This window comes from Burkholderia sp. Bp9012, from assembly GCF_003853825.1.
GTDB lineage: Bacteria > Pseudomonadota > Gammaproteobacteria > Burkholderiales > Burkholderiaceae > Burkholderia > Burkholderia diffusa.
In genome coordinates, this window is the sequence record NZ_QTQA01000002.1 from 368,835 (window position 1) to 389,226 (window position 20,392).

Below are 20,392 nucleotides of genomic sequence, written 5' to 3' on the forward strand. Positions count from 1 at the left end.
TCACGGCGCGTGGGCGCGCCGCGGCAGCGATCCGGCGCGTCGCGACACGCCGGCCGCGGCGTGGATCAGGTCCAGTTCTGCGTCGGCACGTGATCGCGGTGGCCCTTGATCTTGTTGCCTTCGTCGATGAACACGAGCTTCGGCTTCCAGCCGGCCTGCAGCTCGGCTTCATCGACCATCGCGAACGCCGCGATGATCACGAGGTCGCCGAGTTGCGCGCGGCGAGCGGCCGAGCCGTTCAGCGAAATCATCCCGCTGCCGCGCTCGCCCTTGATCGCGTACGTCGAGAAGCGCTCGCCGTTGTTGATGTTCCAGATGTCGATCCGTTCGTTTTCGATGAGGCCCGCCGCTTCGAGCAGGTCTTCGTCGATCGCGCACGAGCCTTCGTAATGCAGCTCGCAGTGCGTGACGGCCGCGCGGTGGATCTTCGATTTGAGCATATGGCGCTGCATGGTATCTCCGTGATGCGTGAGAGGCGAGGGCGGGCGGCCCGTCAGATTTCCAGGTTGTCGATCAGGCGCGTCGCGCCGAGTTTCGCGGCCGCGAGCACGACGAGCGGCTCGCCGGCTTCGAGTTCGGCGGCGCTCGGCGCAATCAGGTTCGCGCGGCGGCGGATCGAGATGTAGTCGGGCGCCCAGCCGCGCTCGGCCAGGTGCGTGCGCGCGGTCTGCTCGAGCCTGCCGAGGTCGCGTTCGCCGCCGAGCACGCTGTCGCGCACGCGCTGCAGCGTTTTCGCGAGTTCGGGCGCTTCCTTGCGCTCGTCGGTCGTCAGGTAGCGGTTGCGCGACGACAGCGCGAGGCCGTCCTCGTCACGCACGGTCTCGGCCGCGACGATGTCGACCGGCAGCGCAAGCTGCTGGCACATCCGGCGCACGATCATCAGCTGCTGGTAGTCCTTCTTGCCGAACACGGCGACGCGTGGCTGCACGCACGACATCAGCTTCGTGACGACCGTGCACACGCCGGCGAAGAAGCCCGGGCGAAACTCGCCCTCGAGAATCCCGCCGAGATCGTCGGGCGGCAGCACGCGGTACTCCTGCGGCTCCGGATACATGTCGCGCTCGGTCGGCGCGAACAGCACGTAGACGTTTTCCTTCTGCAGCTTCTCGATGTCGTCCTGGAGCGTGCGCGGATATTTGTCGAAATCCTCGTTCGGGCCGAACTGCAGCCGGTTGACGAAGATGCTCGCCACGACCGGGTCGCCGTGCTGGCGCGCGAGGCGCATCAGCGACAGGTGACCTTCGTGCAGGTTGCCCATCGTCGGCACGAACGCCGTGCGGTTCTGTCCGCGCAACTGGTCGCGCAGTTCCTGGATCGAGCTGATGACTTTCATGATCGGGTAGCGGGTTCCTCGCGCAGGCGCGCGTTGGCGCCGCAACAGCGGCGTCGGGGTCGAAGCGGAGAACGCCGGCGCGCGGGCGGCGCATCGGGCGTCGGCGGATTGTAGAGGATTTGGCCGCCGGGCGCATCGAAAAAAGTACGATCGTTCACTTTTTGATCGGGCGCACCGCGAGCGAGCCGCGCCGGCGGGCCCGGCGGCAGGATGCGGTGCATTTCGGTGTGCGGGGTGGCGCGGGCGCAGCGGCGCGCCTTACGCGGGCAGGTACGCGAGGCGCACGTAGATCGGCGCGAACGGTTCGGCCTGCGTGATCTCGACGAGCGATTCGCGCGCGAGTTCGAGCATCGCGATGAAGTTCACGACGACGACCGGCACGCCGCGCGACGTGTCGAACAGGTCGGCGAACTCCATGAAGCGTGCGTTTTGCAGCCGGCGCAGGATCAGGCTCATGTGTTCGCGCACCGACAACTCCTCGCGGGAGATCTTGTGGTGCTGGACGAGCTTCGCGCGCTTGAGCACGTCGGCCCATGCGGCGCGCAGGTCGTCCGAATCGACGTCCGGGAAGCGCGGCGTGATGCTCTGCTCGATGTAGACCTCGGCGCGCAGGAAGTCGCGGCCGAGCTGCGGCAGCTGGTCGAGGCGTTGCGCGGCGAGCTTCATCTGCTCGTATTCGAGCAGGCGGCGCACGAGTTCCGCGCGCGGATCCTCGGCTTCCTCGCCGGTATCGGCCTTCTTGACCGGCAGCAGCATTCGCGACTTGATCTCGATCAGCATCGCGGCCATCAGCAGGTATTCGGCCGCCAGCTCGAGGTTCGACGTGCGGATCTGGTCGACGTAGCCCAGATATTGCGCGGTGACCTGCGCCATCGGGATGTCGAGCACGTTGAAGTTCTGCTTGCGGATCAGGTACAGCAGCAGGTCGAGCGGGCCTTCGAACGTCTCGAGGAACACCTCGAGCGCATCGGGCGGGATGTAGAGATCCTGCGGCAGCTTGAAGAGCGGCTCGCCGTACAGACGTGCGAACGCCGCGACACCGTCAACCGTGTCGGGCGTCGAATCGGCGCCCGCGGGCGCGGCAATCGCGTCGTCCTGCCGGGCGGCGCTGGCCTCGTCGGCGGCGCTCACGTCGTCAGAAGTTCTGGTAGTAGACGTAGGACGTTTGCTTCACGCGCGATTCCTGCTGCTCGGCGCGCTCGTCGAGGTCGATCGGCTGCTTGTCCCACAACAGCGAACGGCCCTTGCGCTGCTCTTCTTCGAGCGTCGGCTTCTGTTGCTTGAGCTGGTTCAGGAATTGCGTGACGTCGGACTGGTACGGCATGGCTTGGCTTTCCGTTTCGGGCGGCGCACGACGCGCCGGGTTCGCGATGGCGGGATTTTACCGCATCGCGGGGAACAGCCGGCGGCAATCGCGCGTCGAATCCGCTGGCCGACACCCGCGGCCCGACCGGCCGGGCCCGCGCGCGCTTCGTTGCGTCCCGGCGTCAAAGCGGTGCCCGTGCGGGCAGAGCCGCCGCCCTGTGGTCAAATACGGGGTTTTCCACACAATCACGACAACCGAGGACGAGGTCATATTTGGCGGGTCAGGTGAACCAGCAGGCACATACGGCGCATGAGGCGAGCCCGCGCGCGGCGCTTCACCGCGGTCGTCGCGCGCGGCGCGGCGCCGGTGCGGCGGCCCGGGCAGCCCTCGTGGGCTGTCTCGCCGCGTTCGTGGTGCTGCCGGCTTACGCGAAGTACGACGTCGACATCGACGCGCCGCGCGCGATCCGCAAGCTCCTCGAGGCCCATCTCGACATCGCGCGCTTCGCCAAGCGCGACGACATCAGCGACGACCAGTTCGACTTCCTCGTGACCGCCACGCCGCAGCAGGTGCGCGACCTGACCGCGACGGCCGGCTATTTCTCGCCGGTCGTGCGCACCGACGTGCGCACGCGCGACGGCAAGCGCGACGTGCGCGTCGCCGTCGATCCGGGGCCGCAGACCGTCGTGTCGACGGTCGACCTGGCATTCAAGGGCCCGGTCGGCACCGAGGATCCGAAGCAGGAGGCCGCGACCCGCTTCGCGTTCTCGCTGAAGCCGGGCGACCCGTTCACGCAGTCCGACTGGGATGGCGCGAAGGGGGCGGCGCTCAGGCAGTTGCAGTCGCGCCGCTACCTGGGCGCGAAGATCGCGTCGTCGGAGGCGCGCGTCGATCCACGCACGCAGCGCGCGACGCTGGCCGTCACGTTCGACAGCGGCCCGACGTTTACGATCGGCAAGGTCGACGTCGACGGCGTGCGCCGCTATCCGGAAAAGATCGTCACGAACGTCAATCCGCTGTCGGAAGGCGAGATCTACGACGTGCAGCGGATCACCGAGCTGCAGCGGCAGTTGCAGAACACGCCGTACTACGCGAGCGTCGCGATCGACGTCGGCGACGATACGGCGAAGCCCGAGCGCACGCCCGTGCACGTGAAGGTCAGCGAGTTTCCGTACAACAACATCCGCGGCGGCGTCGGCTATGCGACCGATACGGGCCCACACGTGCAGGGCTCCTACACGTATCTCGACACATTCGGCGCCGCGTGGCCGCTCACCGTGTCGGGCCGGCTCGACCAGATCCAGCAGTACGGCCAGGTCCAGCTGTCGATGCCGCCGGGCGAGAAAGGATGGACCAACAGCGTGCTCGCGTCGTACACGAACACCAACGTGTCGGACACGCGCATCTACAGCGCGCGGGTCGGCGTGCAGCGGACACGCACCGGTCAGTTCATCGACTACGCGTACTCGCTGATGTTCTACCAGGACCGGCTCGACCAGAACGGCGCCGGCCCGACCACGAGCCGCGCGCTGGTGCCGCAATGGGCATGGACGCGCCGCAACGTCGACGATCCGCTGTTCCCGCGCTCGGGCAACCTGATTCACGCGGAGGCCGGCTTCGCGATCAAGGGCGTGCTGACCGATCAGACCTTCATCCGCGGTTACGCGCGCGGCCAGCAGTACGTGCCGATCGGCAAGCGCGACTTGTTCGTGTTCCGCGCGGAGCTCGGCGGCGTGTTCACGAGCGGCAGCTCGAGCGGCGTGCCGGCGTCGCTGCTGTTTCGCGCGGGCGGCTCGAATTCGGTGCGCGGCTATGGCTACCAGAGCATCGGCAACAGCGTCGACGGCTCCGTGCTGCCGACCAAGTACCTGATGACGGGCACCGCCGAATACCAGCACTGGTTCAACCGCGACTGGGGCGCCGCGACCTTCTTCGACATCGGCACCGCGACCGATGCGTGGGGTGAGCGCGTGTTCTACCCGGGCGTCGGCATCGGCGCGCGCTGGCGCAGCCCGGTCGGCCCGATCAACGTCGACGTCGCGTACGGACTGCGCAACCACAGCGTGCGCCCGTACCTGACGCTCGGCATCGCTTTCTGACCTTGTTGCACGAGCCACGACGAACCGCATGACGAAGGATCCGAACGACACGCCGCCGCCCAACGATCCGGACTCGCCCGAGCGCGCGCCGGACGCGCCGCCGCGCCGCGTGCGTGGGGGCCGGATCGCCGCGTGGGCGCTCGTGACGGTCGTGCTGCTCGTCGTGCTGGCGGCCGGGCTCGTGCTGGCCGCGGCGACGACCGAGCGCGGCACGCGGCTCGCGTGGCAGGCGGCCGTGCGCGTGCTGGGCGGCCGGCTGGCGGGCACGCTCGAAGGCGGTTCGCTCGCAACCGGCGTGCGCGTGCGCGGCTTCGCGTGGACGAGCCCCGGCGGCGCCGGCACCGAAGTGCGGATCGACCGGCTCGACGGCCGCTGGGCGCTCACCCGCGCGCCGTGGCGGTTGTCCGTTGACTACCTTCGCGCGGGCACGATCGATGTACGGATCGCGCCGGGTCCGTCGACGCCGGCTGCGACGCCGCAGGACCTGAGCCTGCCGCTGCAGTTGCGGATCGACGACCTGCGCGTCGATCACCTGGCGATTCACGAAGGTGGGTCGACGACGCAGCTCGACCATCTCGCGTTGAACGGCCGCAGCGACGGCCGTCACCATGAACTTGCGCTCGACGGCGTCGACACACCGTACGGCGCGCTGACCGCCCGCGCGAAGCTCGACGGCGTGAAGCCGTTCGCGCTGACGGGCAACGCGACCTACGTGGGCAAGCTCGCGAACGAACCGGTCAACGCGAGCGCGAACGTATCGGGTTCGCTCGAAGCGCTCGTCGCCGACGTCGCCGCGAGCGGGATGAAGCTGAACGGGCGCGCGCACGTCGAGGCCGCGCCGTTCGGCGCGGTGCCGCTCACGCGTGCGTCGCTCGCGTTCGATCACGTGAACCCGCAGGCGATCGCGCCGGGCGCGCCGGCCGCCGATCTCGCGGTGCGCGCGGAGCTGGCGCCCGTGACCGCGCCGGCCGGCGCCGCACCGGCGAAGGGTTTCGCGGTGACCGGCCCGGTGTCGATCGTCAACGCGAAGCCCGGCACGCTCGGCGAGCACCTGCTGCCCGTCGTCGACGCCCATGCGACCGTCAATCTCGACGCGCACGCGCAGCGGATCGACGGCCTCGCGCTGAAACTGATCCGCGACGGCAGCGTGACCGGCAACGGCACGCTGACGGACGGCAAGGGCCGCTTCGACCTGAAGGTCGCGAACCTCGACCTCAATGCGTTCGTCGCCGAATTGCGGCCGATGCGCCTCGGCGGGCCGCTCGGCGTGACGCTCGCCGGCGACGTGACGACCGTCGACTTCAACCTGAACGATCCGAAGCTTGCGCTCGGCGCACGTGCGAAGGTCGCGCTGACGCGGCAGCAGACGGTGCTGACCGATGCGCGCGTGACGGCGGGCAAGGGCCGTATCGACCTGACCGGCGTGTTCCGTCACGACGCGCATTCGAGCTACGACGCGAAGGCGACGCTGACCGCGTTCGATCCGCTGCTGCTCGCCGCGATGCGCGCGCCGGGCGCGGGCGGCGGCAAGGCGGCCGCCAGAACGGCGAAGGCAGCAGCGAAAGCGCCGGCCAGGCGCGGCGAGACGCGCGTATCGGGCACGCTGACGGCCTCCGGCGCGTTCGAGCCGCAGGTGTCGACGAAGGCGACCTTCAAGCTCGGCGACAGCCTCTACGACGGCGTGCCGCTGACCGGCGCCGGCGTCGTGCAGCTCGTCGGCGCGCGGATCCTGCCGAGCAACGCGAACCTGACGATCGCGGGCAACCACGTCGACCTGCGCGGCAGTTTCGGCGCGCCGGGCGACCGGCTGCGCTTCGTCGTCGACGCGCCCGAGCTCGACCGGCTCGGCTTCGGCGTGCAGGGCCTCGTGCAGGCGCAGGGCGAGCTGACCGGCAGCTTCGCGCATCCGAACGTGACGGCCACCTACAAGGCCCAGCACGTCGTGGTCGGTTCGAACCGGATCGGTGCCGCGCAGGGGCGCGCCGACATCCGCGACGGCGCGCACGGTGCGCTCGTATTCACGGCCGACGCGACCGACATCGCGCTAGGCTCGCTGCAATTGAAATCGCTACGCGCGAACCTCGACGGTACGCGCGCGAAGCATACGCTCGACGCGTCGGCGGTCGGGACGGCCGGCGGCCGCGTGATCGACCTGACGCTCGCGGCGAACGGCGGCGTGGTCGAGAATCGCGACGGGATGCGCTGGGACGGCACCGTCACGCGCCTCGCGAACCGCGGCACGCCGGCGGTGGCGCTGCAGTCGCCGCTCGCCGTGTCGGCCGGCGCCGGTCGCGTGACGCTCGGCGCGACGCGGCTCACGCTCGAAGGCGCCGCGATCGACCTGAAGTCGTTCGTGTTCGATCACGGCCAGATGCGCTCGGCAGGCACCGTGCGCGGCGCGTCGGTCGCGCGCTTCCTCGAGATCCGCCAGGAGCTGACGGGCCAGCGGTCGCCGGTGCGCACCGACGTCGTGCTCGATGCCGACTGGGATTTCTCGCTCGGCGCGAACGCGACGGGCTACGTGCAGGTGAAGCGGCGCGGCGGCGACGTGACGATCGAGACCGGGCGCGGCATCGCGTCGCTCGGGCTGACCGACCTGTCGGCGCGCGCGAGCTTTGCGCCGGGCAACCGGCTCAACGTGGTGGCGCTGGCGAAGGCGAACCGGGTCGGCACGCTCGACGCGAACGTCACCGTGCCGTTCGCGCTGCGCGACGGCGTGTTCGGCGTCGTCGACGACGGCCCGCTGGCGGGCCGCATCGACGCCGACATCCCGTCGCTGAAGGCGACCGGCAACCTGTTCGGGCCGAGCTACCTGCTCGGCGGGCGCGCGGCGCTGAAGCTGACGATCGCTGGCACGCCGGTGAAGCCGAACGTGTCGGGCATGCTGACGGGCGACGATCTGTCCGCGACGCTCGTCGACCAGGGCGTGCAGCTGAAGGACGGCATCGTGCGCGTGAAGCTCGCGGAGAACCTCGTCGAATTCCAGCAGGTCGAGTTCCATGGCGGCGACGGCACGCTGCGCGCGATCGGCCGTGTGCGTCTCGACGGCGAGGCGCCGGACCTGACCGCGAGCATCGTCGCCGACAAACTCGAACTGTTCGCGGCGCCGGACCGCAAGCTGTCGCTGTCGGGCAAGGCGACCGTCGCGAACGACGGGCCGCGCGGCGCGCTGTCGATCGACGGCAAGTTCGTCGTCGACCGTGCGCTGTTCGACCTGCCGGAAGACGCGGCGCCGCACTTGTCCGACGATGTCGTCGTGGTGCGACCGGACGGGACCGTGCGCGGCGAGACGCCGACCGGCACGGCGGTCGCGAAGCCGCAGAAGGTCGAGGACAAGCCGGCGCCGTCGCTCGCGCCGCGCGCGAACATCGACATCGGCCTCGGCAACAACTTCCGCTTCAAGGGACACGGCGCGGATCTCGGGCTGCGCGGCACGATCACCGTAATGAGCGCGCCTGGCGTGCCACTGCGCGCGATCGGCAACGTGCGCGTGACCGAAGGGTCGACGTACACGTCGTTCGGCCGCAAGCTCGCGGTCGAGAATGGCTTCTTCACGTTCAACGGCCCCGTGTCGAATCCGGGCGTGAACATCCTCGCGATGCGGCGCAACCAGGAGGTCGAGGCCGGGGTGCAGGTCACCGGCACGATCCAGGCTTTGACGGTCAAGCTGGTGTCGGAACCCAACGTCACCGACAACGAAAAGCTGTCGTGGCTGCTGTTCGGGCACGGCACCGACCAGGGCAACAACGTCGGCCAGCAGGGCACGATGACGGCGGCGCTCGCGCTGCTCGGCAGCGTGACCGGCAAGCGCGTCGCGCAGACCTTCGGCCTCGACGAATTCTCGATCGGCCGCAGCGACGTCGGTCTGACCGATCCGCAGGTCATCCAGGTTTCGAAGGCGATCAACGAGCGTTTCGTGCTCGGCTTCGAGCAGGGCCTGCAGTCGGCGAGCAACGCGTTCAAGGCGACGATCAACCTGACGCGCTTCTGGTCCGTGTCTGCATATGGCGGCACGTTCCAGGGCGTCGACCTGAACTACACGCGGCGCTTCGATCGCTGGTTCAGCCGGCGATGACGGCACGCGCTGCGACGCGCATCGGAATCGTCGTCGCGACTCGCACCGTCGTCGTGCATGAAAAAAGCCCCGCACGCATCGTGCGGGGCTTTCGTGCGCAACGGGCGGCGCGTGCTGCTTACTTCACGCGCATGCCGGGCTTCGCGCCGCTGTGCGGCTCGAGGATGTAGAGGCCCGGCTCGGCCTTCTCGTCGGCGGCCGACGCGGCGAGCACCATCCCTTCGGACAGCCCGAACTTCATCTTGCGCGGCGCGAGGTTCGCGACCATCACCGTCAGCTTGCCGACGAGCTGCTCGGGCTGGTACGCGGACTTGATGCCCGAGAACACGTTGCGGGTCTTTTCCTCGCCGATGTCGAGCGTGAGCTGCAGCAGCTTGTCCGAGCCTTCAACGGCCTGGCACGCGACGATCTTCGCAATGCGCAGGTCGACCTTCGCGAAATCGTCGATCGAGATCGGACCGTCGTCGGCGCCGTTCGCGGCGGCGGCCTTCGCGTTCGCCTTGGCGTTCTTGCCTTCCTTCGCGGCGTTGGCCGCGCTCGCGGCAGCGGCGCCGGTGGCCTCGGCCTGCAGCGAATCGCGGTTCGCGGCGAGCAGCGCGTCAATCTGCTTCGGATCGACGCGCGTCATCAGGTGCTGGTACGCCTTGATCGGCTGCGCGGACGACAGCGGTTTCGCGGCGTCGGCCCACGTGAGCGGCGCGATCCCGAAGAAGGTCTCGACGGCTTCGGCCACGCGCGGCATCACCGGCTTCAGCGCGAGCGACAGCAGGCGGAATGCCTCGAGGCTCACGCTGCAGGTTTCGTGCAGCGCGACCGCGTTGGCCGGATCCTTCGCGAGTTCCCACGGCTTCGCGCCGTCGACGTATGCGTTCACTTCGTCAGCGAGTTCCATCGTCTGGCGCAGCGCGCGGCTGTATTCGCGCGCTTCGTAGTGCGCGGCGATCGCGGGAATCGCATCGCGCAGCTTCGCGACGAGCGGATGGTTCATCGCGCTGTCCTGCACGCGGCCGTCGAAGCGCTTGAGCAGGAAGCCGGCCGCGCGGCTCGCGATGTTCACGTACTTGCCGACGAGATCGCTGTTCACGCGCGCCTGGAAATCGTCGAGGTTCAGGTCGATGTCTTCCATCGTCGCGTTCAGCTTCGCGGCGAAGTAGTAGCGCAGCCATTCCGGGTTCAGGCCGGTGTCGATGTAGCTCTGCGCGGTGATGAACGTGCCACGCGACTTCGACATCTTCGCGCCGTCGACCGTCAGGAAGCCGTGCGCGAACACGTTGGTCGGCGTGCGATGGCCCGAGAACTCGAGCATCGCCGGCCAGAACAGCGTGTGGAAATACAGGATGTCCTTGCCGATGAAGTGGTACTGCTCGGCGGTCGAGCCCGACCGGATCCACGCGTCGAAGTCGATGCCCTTGCGGTCGCACAGGTTCTTGAAGCTCGCGTAATAACCGACCGGCGCGTCCAGCCACACGTAGAAGTACTTGCCGGGTGCGCCCGGGATCTCGAAGCCGAAGTACGGCGCGTCGCGCGAGATGTCCCAGTCGGCGAGGCGGGCTTCGCCGGCGTCGCCGAGCCATTCGCGCATCTTGTTGGTGGCTTCGGGCTGAGCGAGGCCGCTGACCCATTCGCGCAGGAACGACTCGCAGCGCGGGTCGGACAGGCGGAAGAAATAGTGCGTCGACGTCTTGCGCACCGGCGTCGCACCGGACACGACCGAATACGGATTCAGCAGTTCGGTCGGCAGATAGGTCGAACCGCACACTTCGCAGTTGTCGCCGTACTGGTCCTTCGCGTGGCACTTCGGGCATTCGCCCTTGATGAAGCGGTCCGGCAGGAACATTTCCTTGACCGGGTCGTACGCCTGCTCGATCTCGCGCTCGGCGATCAGGTCGTTTTCCTTCAGCGCGAGGTAGATATTCTCGCTCAGCACGCGGTTCTCGTCCGAGTCGGTCGAGTAGAAGTTGTCGAACGACACGCCGAAGCTGTCGAAATCGCGCTTGTGCTCGGTCCACACGCGGTCGATCAACTGCTTCGGCGTCAGGCCTTCCTTCTCCGCGCGCAGCATGACCGGCGTGCCGTGCGTGTCGTCGGCGCCGATGTAGTAGACCTCGTGGCCGTGCATTCGCAGCGTCCGCACCCAGATGTCGGTCTGGATGTACTCGACCAGGTGGCCGATGTGGATCTGGCCATTGGCATAGGGCAGTGCGGACGTAACGAGGATCTGGCGGCTGCCTTGCGGCGCCGCAGCCTGCACGGAAGTGAGGTCGGATGCGGACATAGGGTCTGTAGAAGAACGGCGGAAACGACGGAAACTGCGATTCTAGCAGGGGCGCGGGCAGGTCAGCCGGCGCGGGCGCCATGGCGCGGACGCAGGAAGGGGCGGGGCCGCCGTGGCGGCTTGCCCGGTGGCGCAATGCTGCGGCGCAGCATACGAATTCCGGGCAAAAAAAACCGGGGCGGATTCGGCCCCGGAGCAACAACGACAAGAGGAGAATGGTGACGCGCCGGCTGCGCCAGCCGCGTACCGTAAAGACAGACCGCGGGCCGCGACAGAAGTTCGAAATTTTTTTCGATTCGTTACGGATCCCGCTGGAAGCCTTGTGCGGCGGGGGCGCGTGCCCCCGTTTTCTCCTCTCGCGGCGATGCTTACTGCTGTGCTGCGCGCAGGTAGATCTCGACGCGGCGGTTTTGCGCACGGCCGGCTTCGGTCGCGTTGTCCGCGATCGGGTTCGACGGGCCCATGCCTTGTGCCGACAGGCGGCCGCCGGCGACGCCGCGCTGCACCAGTGCGTTCACGACGCTCTGTGCGCGGTTCTGCGACAGCGTCTGGTTCAGCTGTGCCGAGCCCGTGCTGTCCGTGTAGCCGACGATCGATGCCGTCACTTGCGGGTTCTGGTTCAGCGTCGTGGCCAGGTCGTTCAGCAGCGGCGTGAAGGCCGGCGTGATCGCGTACTGGTTCGTCGCGAACGTCACCGAGCTCGGCACGTTCAGCTTCAGCGAGCCGTCCGGCTGCTCGGTCACCTGCGTGCCCGTCTTGGCTGCCGACGGCGCGAGCTTGTTCTTGATCGCTTGCCAGTTGTAACCCGTCACGCCGCCGACCAGTGCGCCGACGCCCGCGCCGATCGCCGCGCCCTTGCCGCCACCGGCCAGCGCGCCGATGCCCGCGCCCAGCGCCGCACCCGTGCCGGTGCCGACGGCCGTATTGTTGCCTTGCTGCGTGGCGCAGCCTGCCAGCAGCGCGCCGGCGAGTGCGAAGACGGACAGGCGAGTCGCGATTTTCATGTTCATCTTGAATTCCTCTCTTGGTTGAACGAGTCGACAACGACGACAAACAACAGTTACGGCTCCCTGCACGGACGCCCGAAAAAGGAAGGGCCGGCCCGTGCCGCGGCAGCCGCCGAGGCGGCCGCATGCCCTGTTCGCCAGCGGGGCTGTTCCGGACAGGGCGACGCATCAGCCTCTACAATATAGGCGGTTGGTGGCCGATTTGGCCCTATAGCATGCCGCACGCGAAGATTGCTCCGACGCGCGCGTTCGCGCAATGGCGTGCAACAGATTCTTTCACTTTTCCCGATTTTCGCAGCGTTATTTGATATTTCTTGACGTTTGCGCGCGAGAAAAACGTTTTCACGGAGTTTCAATGAGCATTGACCGGGCACAAGTCGACGCCGCACTGGCGGCTGTCGTCGACCCCAATACCGGCCGTCCGTACGCGGCGAACAAGGGCGTGCGCAACGTCGCGATCGACGGCGACGTCGTGGCGGTGGACGTGGTGCTCGGCTATCCCGCGCGCAGCCAGCACGACGACGTGCGCGCACGCATTGCCGATGCGCTGAAGGCCGTGCCGGGCGTGCGCGAGGCGCGCGTCGCCGTGTCGCAGGAGATCGTCGCGCACACGGTGCAGCGTGGCGTGAAGCTGCTGCCGAACGTGAAGAACATCGTCGCGGTCGCATCGGGCAAGGGCGGCGTCGGCAAGAGCACGACGGCCGTGAACCTCGCGCTCGCGCTCGCCGCGGAAGGCGCGTCGGTCGGCATTCTCGACGCCGACATCTACGGTCCGTCGCTGCCGACCATGCTCGGCATTCACGGCCAGCGCCCCGAGTCGCCGGACAACCAGTCGATGAATCCGCTGGTCGGCCATGGGCTGCAGGCGAACTCGATCGGCTTCCTGATCGAGGAAGACAACCCGATGGTGTGGCGCGGTCCGATGGCGACGTCGGCGCTCGAGCAGCTGCTGCGGCAGACCAACTGGCGCGAGCTCGACTACCTGATCGTCGACATGCCGCCGGGCACGGGCGACATCCAGCTCACGCTCGCGCAGCGCGTGCCGGTGACGGGCGCCGTGATCGTGACGACGCCGCAGGACATCGCGCTGCTCGACGCCAAGAAGGGCCTGAAGATGTTCGAGAAGGTCGGGATTCCGATCCTCGGTATCGTCGAGAACATGAGCATCCACGTCTGCTCGAACTGCGGTCACGAAGAGCACATCTTCGGCGCGGGCGGTGCCGAGCGGATGGCCCGGGATTACGGTGTGAACGTGCTCGGCAGCCTGCCGCTCGACATCGCGATCCGCGAGCGCGCCGACAGCGGCACGCCGACGGTCGTGGCCGAACCGGACGGCGCGCTGGCGCGGCGCTACCGCGATATCGCGCGCGGGGTCGCGCTGGCGATCGCCGAGCGCGCGCGCGATATGACGTCGAAGTTCCCGTCGATCGTTGTTCAAAATACGTAAAACCCTTGCGGGGCGGGGCCTCACGCTGTTTACGGCGCCGCGAGGCGCGGTATCATGGCGACTTTTCCCGGGTCCCTTTACCCGCCCGGCATGGCCGCCGTGTCGAACGGCCGCCAGCCGGCATGAGGATCGAATGAACCAACGACATCACGGCGTGCACGCCGGCCGCGCGCGGCGCGCGCTGCTGGCCGCCGCCGCGCTGGGCCTGCTGGCCGGCTGTACCTCTTTTTCCTCGTCGCACGAAAAGCGCGCCGACGCGCAACTGCAGCCGACCGTCGGCTCGCAGGCACGCGGTGCGGTGACGTTCGTCGAACGCCCGGACGGCGTCCAGGTCACGTACAACCTGGCCGGCCTGCCGCCGAACAGCGATCACGCGCTGCAGGTGCACGAGCGCGGCGACTGCAACGCGGGCGACGGCTCGAGCGCCGGCCAGGTGTTCGCGCCGGCAGCCGACCGGCTGCGCGCGGGTGCGCGCGTCGCCGGCGATCTCGGCAACATCCATGCGGATGCGAACGGCGTGGCGGCGGGTTTCATCGTCGCACCCGATCTGGCCCTCGACGGTGTGCGCTCCGCGCTGAATCGCGCGGCGCTGGTGCACCGCGACCCGAGCGACCCGGCGTTTCCGCAGCACGGCGCGGGGCCGGCGCTCGCGTGTGGCGTGATCCGATGACGGACGCCGCATGCGCGGGCCGATGATCGCGTAAAATGTGCGCCTTTCCCGGCCGCGGCCTCGCGGGTCCGGCCCTCACCGACTGTCACGCAGCGTTTCCAGGCGCCCTGTTATGAGCATCAAGTCCGACAAGTGGATTCGGCGCATGGCCGAAGAACACAAGATGATCGAGCCGTTCGTGCCCGATCAGGTTCGCGCGTCCGAGGACGGTCGCAGGATCGTCAGCTACGGCACGTCGAGCTACGGCTACGACATTCGCTGCGCGGACGAATTCAAGATCTTCACGAACATCAATTCGACGATCGTCGATCCGAAGAACTTCGACGAGGGTTCGTTTGTCGATTTCAAGGGCGACGTGTGCATCATCCCGCCGAACTCGTTCGCGCTGGCCCGCACCGTCGAATATTTCCGCATCCCGCGCACCGTGCTCACCGTCTGCCTCGGCAAGTCGACGTACGCGCGCTGCGGGATCATCGTCAACGTGACGCCGTTCGAACCCGAGTGGGAAGGCTACGTCACGCTGGAATTCTCGAATACCACGCCGCTGCCCGCGAAGATCTACGCGAACGAAGGTGTCGCGCAGGTGCTGTTCTTCGAAAGCGACGAAGTGTGCGACGTGTCGTACGCCGATCGCGGCGGCAAGTATCAGGGTCAGCGCGGTGTCACGCTGCCGAAAACCTGATCTGGTTGCATAACGTCTCACCAGTTTCCGGGTGACCGCTGCGCGTGACGCGCCGCGGTCGTTCTTTTTGGAGAATCGCCCATGAAGTTTCGTTTCCCCGTCGTCATCATCGACGAAGATTTCCGCTCCGAGAACATCTCGGGCTCCGGCATCCGGGCGTTGGCCGAAGCGATCGAGAAGGAGGGCGTCGAAGTCCTCGGCCTCACGAGCTACGGCGATCTGACGTCGTTCGCGCAGCAATCGAGCCGCGCGTCGTGCTTCATCCTGTCGATCGACGACGACGAACTCATGCTCGGCGAAACGGGCCCGGACGGCGAGCTGCCCGAGCTCGCGACCGCGATCATCGAGCTGCGCGCGTTCGTCACCGAAGTGCGCCGCCGCAACGCGGACATCCCGATCTTCCTGTACGGCGAAACGCGCACGTCGCGCCACTTGCCGAACGACATCCTGCGCGAACTGCATGGCTTCATCCACATGTTCGAGGACACGCCGGAGTTCGTCGCGCGCCACATCATCCGCGAGGCGAAGGTCTATCTCGACTCGCTCGCGCCGCCGTTCTTCAAGGAGCTGGTGAAGTATGCGGACGAAGGCTCGTACTCGTGGCACTGCCCGGGCCACTCGGGTGGCGTCGCGTTCCTGAAGAACCCGCTCGGCCAGATGTTCCACCAGTTCTTCGGCGAGAACATGCTGCGCGCCGACGTCTGCAACGCGGTCGACGAACTCGGCCAGCTGCTCGATCACACGGGCCCGGTCGCGGCGTCCGAGCGCAACGCGGCGCGCATCTTCAGCGCGGACCACCTGTTTTTCGTGACCAACGGCACGTCGACGTCGAACAAGATCGTCTGGCATGCGACGGTCGCGCCCGGCGACATCGTGCTGGTCGACCGCAACTGCCACAAGTCGATCCTGCACGCGATCACGATGACGGGCGCGATTCCGGTGTTCCTCACGCCGACGCGCAATCACTTCGGCATCATCGGGCCGATCCCGCGCGACGAATTCAAGCCGGAGAACATCCGCAAGAAGATCGAGGCGAACCCGTTCGCGCGCGAGGCGCTGCGCGAGAACCCGGACATGAAGCCGCGGATCCTGACGATCACGCAGAGCACGTACGACGGCGTCGTCTACAACGTCGAGATGATCAAGGACCTGCTCGGCGACCTGCTCGACACGCTGCACTTCGACGAAGCGTGGCTGCCGCACGCGACGTTCCACGACTTCTACCGCGACATGCACGCGATCGGCGACGGCCGTCCGCGCACGGGCGCGCTCGTGTTCGCGACGCACTCGACGCACAAGCTGCTCGCGGGCATCTCGCAGGCGTCGCAGATCGTCGTGCAGGATTCGGAGAACCGCACCTTCGACAAGCACCGCTTCAACGAGGCGTACCTGATGCACACGTCGACGAGCCCGCAGTACGCGATCATCGCGTCGTGCGACGTCGCGGCCGCGATGATGGAACCGCCGGGCGGCACCGCGCTCGTCGAGGAATCGATCGCCGAGGCGATCGACTTCCGCCGCGCGATGCGCAAGGTCGACGCCGAATACGGCGACGACTGGTTCTTCAGCGTGTGGGGGCCGGACAACCTGTCGGCAGAAGGCATCGGCTCGCGCGAGGACTGGATGCTGAAGCCGAACGACCACTGGCACGGCTTCGGCCCGCTGGCGGAAGGCTTCAACATGCTCGACCCGATCAAGGCGACGATCATCACGCCGGGGCTCGATGTCGACGGCGAGTTCGGCGAAACGGGCATTCCGGCCGCGATCGTCACGAAGTATCTGGCCGAGCACGGGATCATCGTCGAGAAGACCGGCCTGTACTCGTTCTTCATCATGTTCACGATCGGCATCACGAAGGGCCGCTGGAACTCGATGGTGACCGAGCTGCAGCAGTTCAAGGACGACTACGACAACAACCAGCCGCTGTGGCGCGTGCTGCCGGAATTCGTCGCGCAGCATCCGCGCTACGAGCGCGTCGGCCTGCGCGACCTGTGCACGCAGATCCACGACGTGTACCGCGCGAACGACATCGCGCGCCTGACGACGGAAATGTACCTGTCGGACATGGAGCCGGCGATGAAGCCGTCGGACGCGTTCGCGAAGCTCGCGCACCGCAAGATCGACCGCGTGCCGCTCGACGAGCTCGAAGGCCGCGTGACGAGCATCCTGCTCACGCCGTACCCGCCGGGCATCCCGCTGCTGATTCCGGGCGAGCGCTTCAACAAGACGATCGTGAACTACCTGCGGTTCGCGCGCGACTTCAACGAGCGCTTCCCGGGCTTCCACACCGACATTCACGGCCTCGTCGCGGAAGAGGTGAACGGCCGCGTCGAGTACTTCGTCGATTGCGTGCGCGACTGATGGCGACGCAGGGACGAATCCGGACGATGCGTGCGGCGTTGGCCGCGCTCGTCGTCTGGGCGGCAGGGGCGGCCGGGCTGGCGGGCGTGGGTGTCGCACACGCGGAAGTCGCGGCGGCCGATCCGATCGACGTCGCGATGCGGCAGTGTCTCGCGCGGCGCGACCGGTCGTCGACGGCCGGCCAGATCCAGTGCATGGGCGAAGCGCAGCAGCAGTGGCAGGCGGTGATGGACGGCGCGTACCAGCGCCTGTCGAACAATGCGCCGGCCAACGTGAAGCGCGGCTGGCAGGACAGCCAGCGCCACTGGGTCACGTGGCGCAAGGATGAAGTTCATCTGCTGAAAGCCGTGTACGACACGACGCGCGGCACCGCGTACGCGATGTCGAGCGCCGACATGCAGTTGCAGCCCGTGCGCGATCGCGCATTGGCGCTGCGCGCGGCGGCCGACCGCTATGCGCTGCCGCCTGCCGCCGTGCCGGTGGCGGCCACGAGCGGTGCGCAAGGCGACCCCCAGGGCGGTGCGGGCACGGCGCCGGGCACGGCCGCGCCAGCCGGCGGCAAGCCGGCGAACGCGCCGCGCGATTCGGCGATAAGCCGCGTGCGGCCGTGTGTGCAGGATGCCGCGTGCGAGCACGCGCTGTTCGATTTGAACCGCTATTACCAGAAGCTGCGTCGCAAGATGCCCGCGCATTCGGCCGCGACACTCGTGCGCGCGCAGCGCGCGTGGGTCGCGTTCAGCGATGCGACGGCGCCGCTCGTCGGCGAGGACGGACGCGTCGATCTGATCGGCGCGCGCATCGCGACGATGAAGCGGCTGTCGGAGACGGCCGGCAACAACTGACGATCGCCGCGACGCCGGTCATTCGGCGCGGCAACGGAAAACGGGCACCCGAGGGTGCCCGTCTGCATATGGCGTGCCGCGAGCGGCGCCTACCCGCGCTGCTGCGTGTCCAGGCGGCCGAACCACGACGGCACGAACGCGACCGCATCGTCGAGCGACTCGAGCACGTGCAGGCTCAGCGCGACGATCTCGGGCGTCGGTGCCTTCAGGTCGGGCACGGTGACGACCGATGCGCCCGCGCCGGCGGCCGATTGCGCGCCGAAGTCGCTGTCCTCGAACGCGACGCACGCGTGCGCCGGCACGCCGAGGCGTTCGGCCGCGAGCCGGTACACTGCCGGGTCGGGTTTGCCGCGCGCGACTTCGTCGCCGCCCGCGATCGCGTGGAAGAACGGCAGCACGCCGACCGCGTCGAGCCGCGCACGGATCACGTCGCGCGCGGACGACGATGCAACCGCGCACGGAACGCCGGCCTGCGCGAGCGTCTCGAGCAGCGTCAGTGCGCCGGACTTCAGCGGAAATTTCGGGTGAGGTTCGGGCGCGGCGAGCCGTTCGCGCACGAGGGTGCGCACGGCGTCGAACGTGTCGGTGTCGCCGATCAGCCGCGCGAGAATGACCTGGCCCTCGGCGAACGAGCGGCCGACGATCTGCAGGTAGTCGATCTCGGTCAGCACGACGCCGTGCGCGGTCGACACGTCGATCCACGTGTTCATGATGGTCCGCTCGGAATCGACGAGCAGGCCGTCCATGTCGAAGAGCGCGGCGGAGAAGGTCATCGGCGGTATCCGGGAAGCGGGAAGGGCGTCGGGCGGCACGACGGCCGCCCGAGTGAAAGACGGACGCCGAAGGCGCCCGTCCGGGCCGGCAGGCTTACTTGTCGAGCGCGGCGCGAGCGGCCTTGACCGCCGCACGCACTTGATCGGGCGCGGTGCCGCCCGGATGGTTGCGGCTCGCGACCGAACCTTCGAGCGTCAGGTAGCCGAACACGTCGTCGCCGATCAGGTGCGCGACGTTCGGCAGTTCCTGCTTCATTTCGTCGAGCGAGAGGTCGGCGAGGTCGATTCCGCGATCGTCGCAGATCTTCACCGCGTGCGCGACGGCTTCGTGCGCGTCGCGGAACGGCAGCCCGCGCTTCACGAGATAGTCGGCGAGGTCGGTGGCGGTCGAGAAGCCCTGCAGCGCGGCCGCGCGCATCGCGTCCGGCTTCACCGTGATGCCGGCGACCATCTCGGCGAAGATCCGCAGCGTGTCGGCGACCGTGTCGACCGTGTCGAACAGCGGTTCCTTGTCTTCCTGGTTGTCCTTGTTGTACGCGAGCGGCTGGCCCTTCATCAGCGTGAGGAGCGCCATCAAGTGGCCGTTCACGCGGCCCGTCTTGCCGCGTGCGAGCTCGGGCACGTCCGGGTTCTTCTTCTGCGGCATGATCGAGCTGCCGGTGCAAAAGCGGTCGGCGATGTCGATGAAGCCGACGCGCGGGCTCATCCACAGCACGAGTTCTTCGGAGAAGCGCGACACGTGCGTCATCACGAGCGCGGATGCCGCCGTGAATTCGATCGCGAAGTCGCGATCCGACACCGCGTCGAGCGAGTTCGCGCAGATGCCGTCGAAGCCGAGCGTCTTCGCCACGGCATGACGGTCGATCGGGTAGCTGGTGCCGGCGAGCGCGGCCGCGCCGAGCGGCAGGCGGTTCACGCGGGTGCGGCAGTCGCGCATGCGCTCGGCGTCACGCGTGAACATTTCGACGTACGCGAGCAGGTGATGGCCGAACGTGACCGGCTGCGCGACCTGCAGGTGGGTGAAGCCCGGCATGATCGTGTCGGCGTTCTTCTCCGCGAGGTCGATCAGCGCGCCGCGCAGGTCGTTCAGGAGGCCGCCGATGCGGTCGATCTCGCCGCGCAGCCACAGACGGATGTCGGTCGCGACCTGATCGTTGCGCGAGCGGCCCGTGTGCAGGCGCTTGCCGGCGTCACCGATCAGCGCGGTCAGGCGCGCCTCGATGTTCAGGTGGACGTCCTCGAGATCCAGCTGCCATTCGAATTCGCCGCGCTCGATCTCGCCCTTGATCTGCGTCATCCCGCGTTCGATCGCGGCGAGGTCGTCGGCGCTGATGATCTTCTGCGCCGCGAGCATGCTCGCGTGCGCGAGCGAGCCGGCGATGTCGACGAGCGCGAGGCGCTTGTCGAAAAACACCGACGACGTGTAGCGCTTGACCAGCTCCGACATCGGTTCCGAGAAGCGGGCCGACCAGGCCTCGCCCTTTTTGTGCAGTTGGGACGTCATGGCGATTCTTCGAAGGGG

The 20,392-nt window shown here is 68.0% G+C and carries 15 protein-coding genes; 7 read left to right on the forward strand and 8 right to left on the reverse strand.

Annotated elements, in window-relative coordinates:
* Positions 1-65 precede the first annotated feature (65 nt).
* The 4 genes from panD to DIE11_RS03975 form a co-directional block, all read right to left on the reverse strand.
* Positions 66-452, reverse strand: coding sequence for an aspartate 1-decarboxylase (gene panD / locus DIE11_RS03960; protein ID WP_006484038.1), 387 nt, complete (start codon positions 450-452; stop codon positions 66-68).
* Positions 453-493: 41 nt separating this feature from the next.
* On the reverse strand, positions 494-1,333 hold the full coding sequence (gene panC, locus DIE11_RS03965; RefSeq protein ID WP_124621619.1) for a pantoate--beta-alanine ligase: 840 nt from the start codon (positions 1,331-1,333) through the stop codon (positions 494-496).
* Positions 1,334-1,591: 258 nt separating this feature from the next.
* Positions 1,592-2,464, reverse strand: a complete 873-nt coding sequence (locus DIE11_RS03970) for a ScpA family protein (protein ID WP_059527573.1) — start codon at positions 2,462-2,464, stop codon at positions 1,592-1,594.
* Positions 2,465-2,468: 4 nt separating this feature from the next.
* Positions 2,469-2,657 (reverse strand): DUF3460 family protein, encoded by a 189-nt coding sequence (locus DIE11_RS03975; protein ID WP_044849219.1) that lies wholly within the window; start codon positions 2,655-2,657, stop codon positions 2,469-2,471.
* A 254-nt stretch (positions 2,658-2,911) separates the two neighbouring features.
* Here DIE11_RS03975 and DIE11_RS03980 point away from each other — a divergent pair, with 254 nt between their 5' ends.
* Together DIE11_RS03980 and DIE11_RS03985 are read left to right on the forward strand one after the other, a co-directional pair.
* Positions 2,912-4,738 (forward strand): autotransporter assembly complex family protein, encoded by a 1,827-nt coding sequence (locus tag DIE11_RS03980; protein ID WP_124621621.1) that lies wholly within the window; start codon positions 2,912-2,914, stop codon positions 4,736-4,738.
* A gap of 28 nt (positions 4,739-4,766) precedes the next feature.
* Positions 4,767-8,813, forward strand: coding sequence for a translocation/assembly module TamB domain-containing protein (locus tag DIE11_RS03985; protein WP_124621623.1), 4,047 nt, complete (start codon positions 4,767-4,769; stop codon positions 8,811-8,813).
* Between the two features lie 118 nt (positions 8,814-8,931).
* On the opposite strand, the gene metG is transcribed toward DIE11_RS03985, so the two are convergent.
* Both metG and DIE11_RS04000 read right to left on the reverse strand, forming a co-directional pair.
* A complete protein-coding gene (gene metG / locus DIE11_RS03990; RefSeq protein ID WP_124621625.1) occupies positions 8,932-11,088 on the reverse strand; it encodes a methionine--tRNA ligase in 2,157 nt (718 codons plus the stop codon).
* Positions 11,089-11,456: 368 nt separating this feature from the next.
* Entirely contained in the window at positions 11,457-12,098 is a 642-nt protein-coding gene (locus tag DIE11_RS04000) for an OmpA family protein (RefSeq protein ID WP_059527561.1), read from the reverse strand.
* A gap of 352 nt (positions 12,099-12,450) precedes the next feature.
* On the opposite strand from DIE11_RS04000, the gene apbC reads away from it, so the two are divergent.
* The 5 genes from apbC (at position 12,451) to DIE11_RS04025 (ending at position 18,097) form a co-directional block, all read left to right on the forward strand.
* Positions 12,451-13,542: an iron-sulfur cluster carrier protein ApbC gene (apbC, locus tag DIE11_RS04005; protein WP_124621627.1), complete on the forward strand. Its 1,092-nt coding sequence runs from the start codon at positions 12,451-12,453 to the stop codon at positions 13,540-13,542.
* 133 nt (positions 13,543-13,675) lie between these two features.
* Positions 13,676-14,212 carry a superoxide dismutase [Cu-Zn] gene (gene sodC / locus DIE11_RS04010; protein WP_124621629.1) on the forward strand — a complete coding sequence of 179 codons (537 nt, stop codon included), beginning with the start codon at positions 13,676-13,678 and terminating at the stop codon, positions 14,210-14,212.
* Positions 14,213-14,324: 112 nt separating this feature from the next.
* Positions 14,325-14,894: a dCTP deaminase gene (gene dcd / locus DIE11_RS04015; protein WP_006398615.1), complete on the forward strand. Its 570-nt coding sequence runs from the start codon at positions 14,325-14,327 to the stop codon at positions 14,892-14,894.
* Positions 14,895-14,975: 81 nt separating this feature from the next.
* On the forward strand, positions 14,976-17,255 hold the full coding sequence (locus DIE11_RS04020) for an arginine/lysine/ornithine decarboxylase (RefSeq protein WP_059603751.1): 2,280 nt from the start codon (positions 14,976-14,978) through the stop codon (positions 17,253-17,255).
* Positions 17,255-18,097, forward strand: a complete 843-nt coding sequence (locus DIE11_RS04025; protein WP_124621631.1) for a lysozyme inhibitor LprI family protein — start codon at positions 17,255-17,257, stop codon at positions 18,095-18,097. The genes DIE11_RS04020 and DIE11_RS04025 overlap by 1 nt, the downstream gene beginning before the upstream one ends.
* 89 nt (positions 18,098-18,186) lie before the next feature.
* Here the strand turns inward: DIE11_RS04025 and DIE11_RS04030 are convergent, their stop codons facing one another.
* Positions 18,187-18,870: an HAD family phosphatase gene (locus DIE11_RS04030; protein WP_124621633.1), complete on the reverse strand. Its 684-nt coding sequence runs from the start codon at positions 18,868-18,870 to the stop codon at positions 18,187-18,189.
* A 94-nt stretch (positions 18,871-18,964) separates the two neighbouring features.
* Positions 18,965-20,374 (reverse strand): argininosuccinate lyase, encoded by a 1,410-nt coding sequence (gene argH / locus DIE11_RS04035; protein WP_124621635.1) that lies wholly within the window; start codon positions 20,372-20,374, stop codon positions 18,965-18,967.
* Positions 20,375-20,392: the final 18 nt, after the last annotated feature.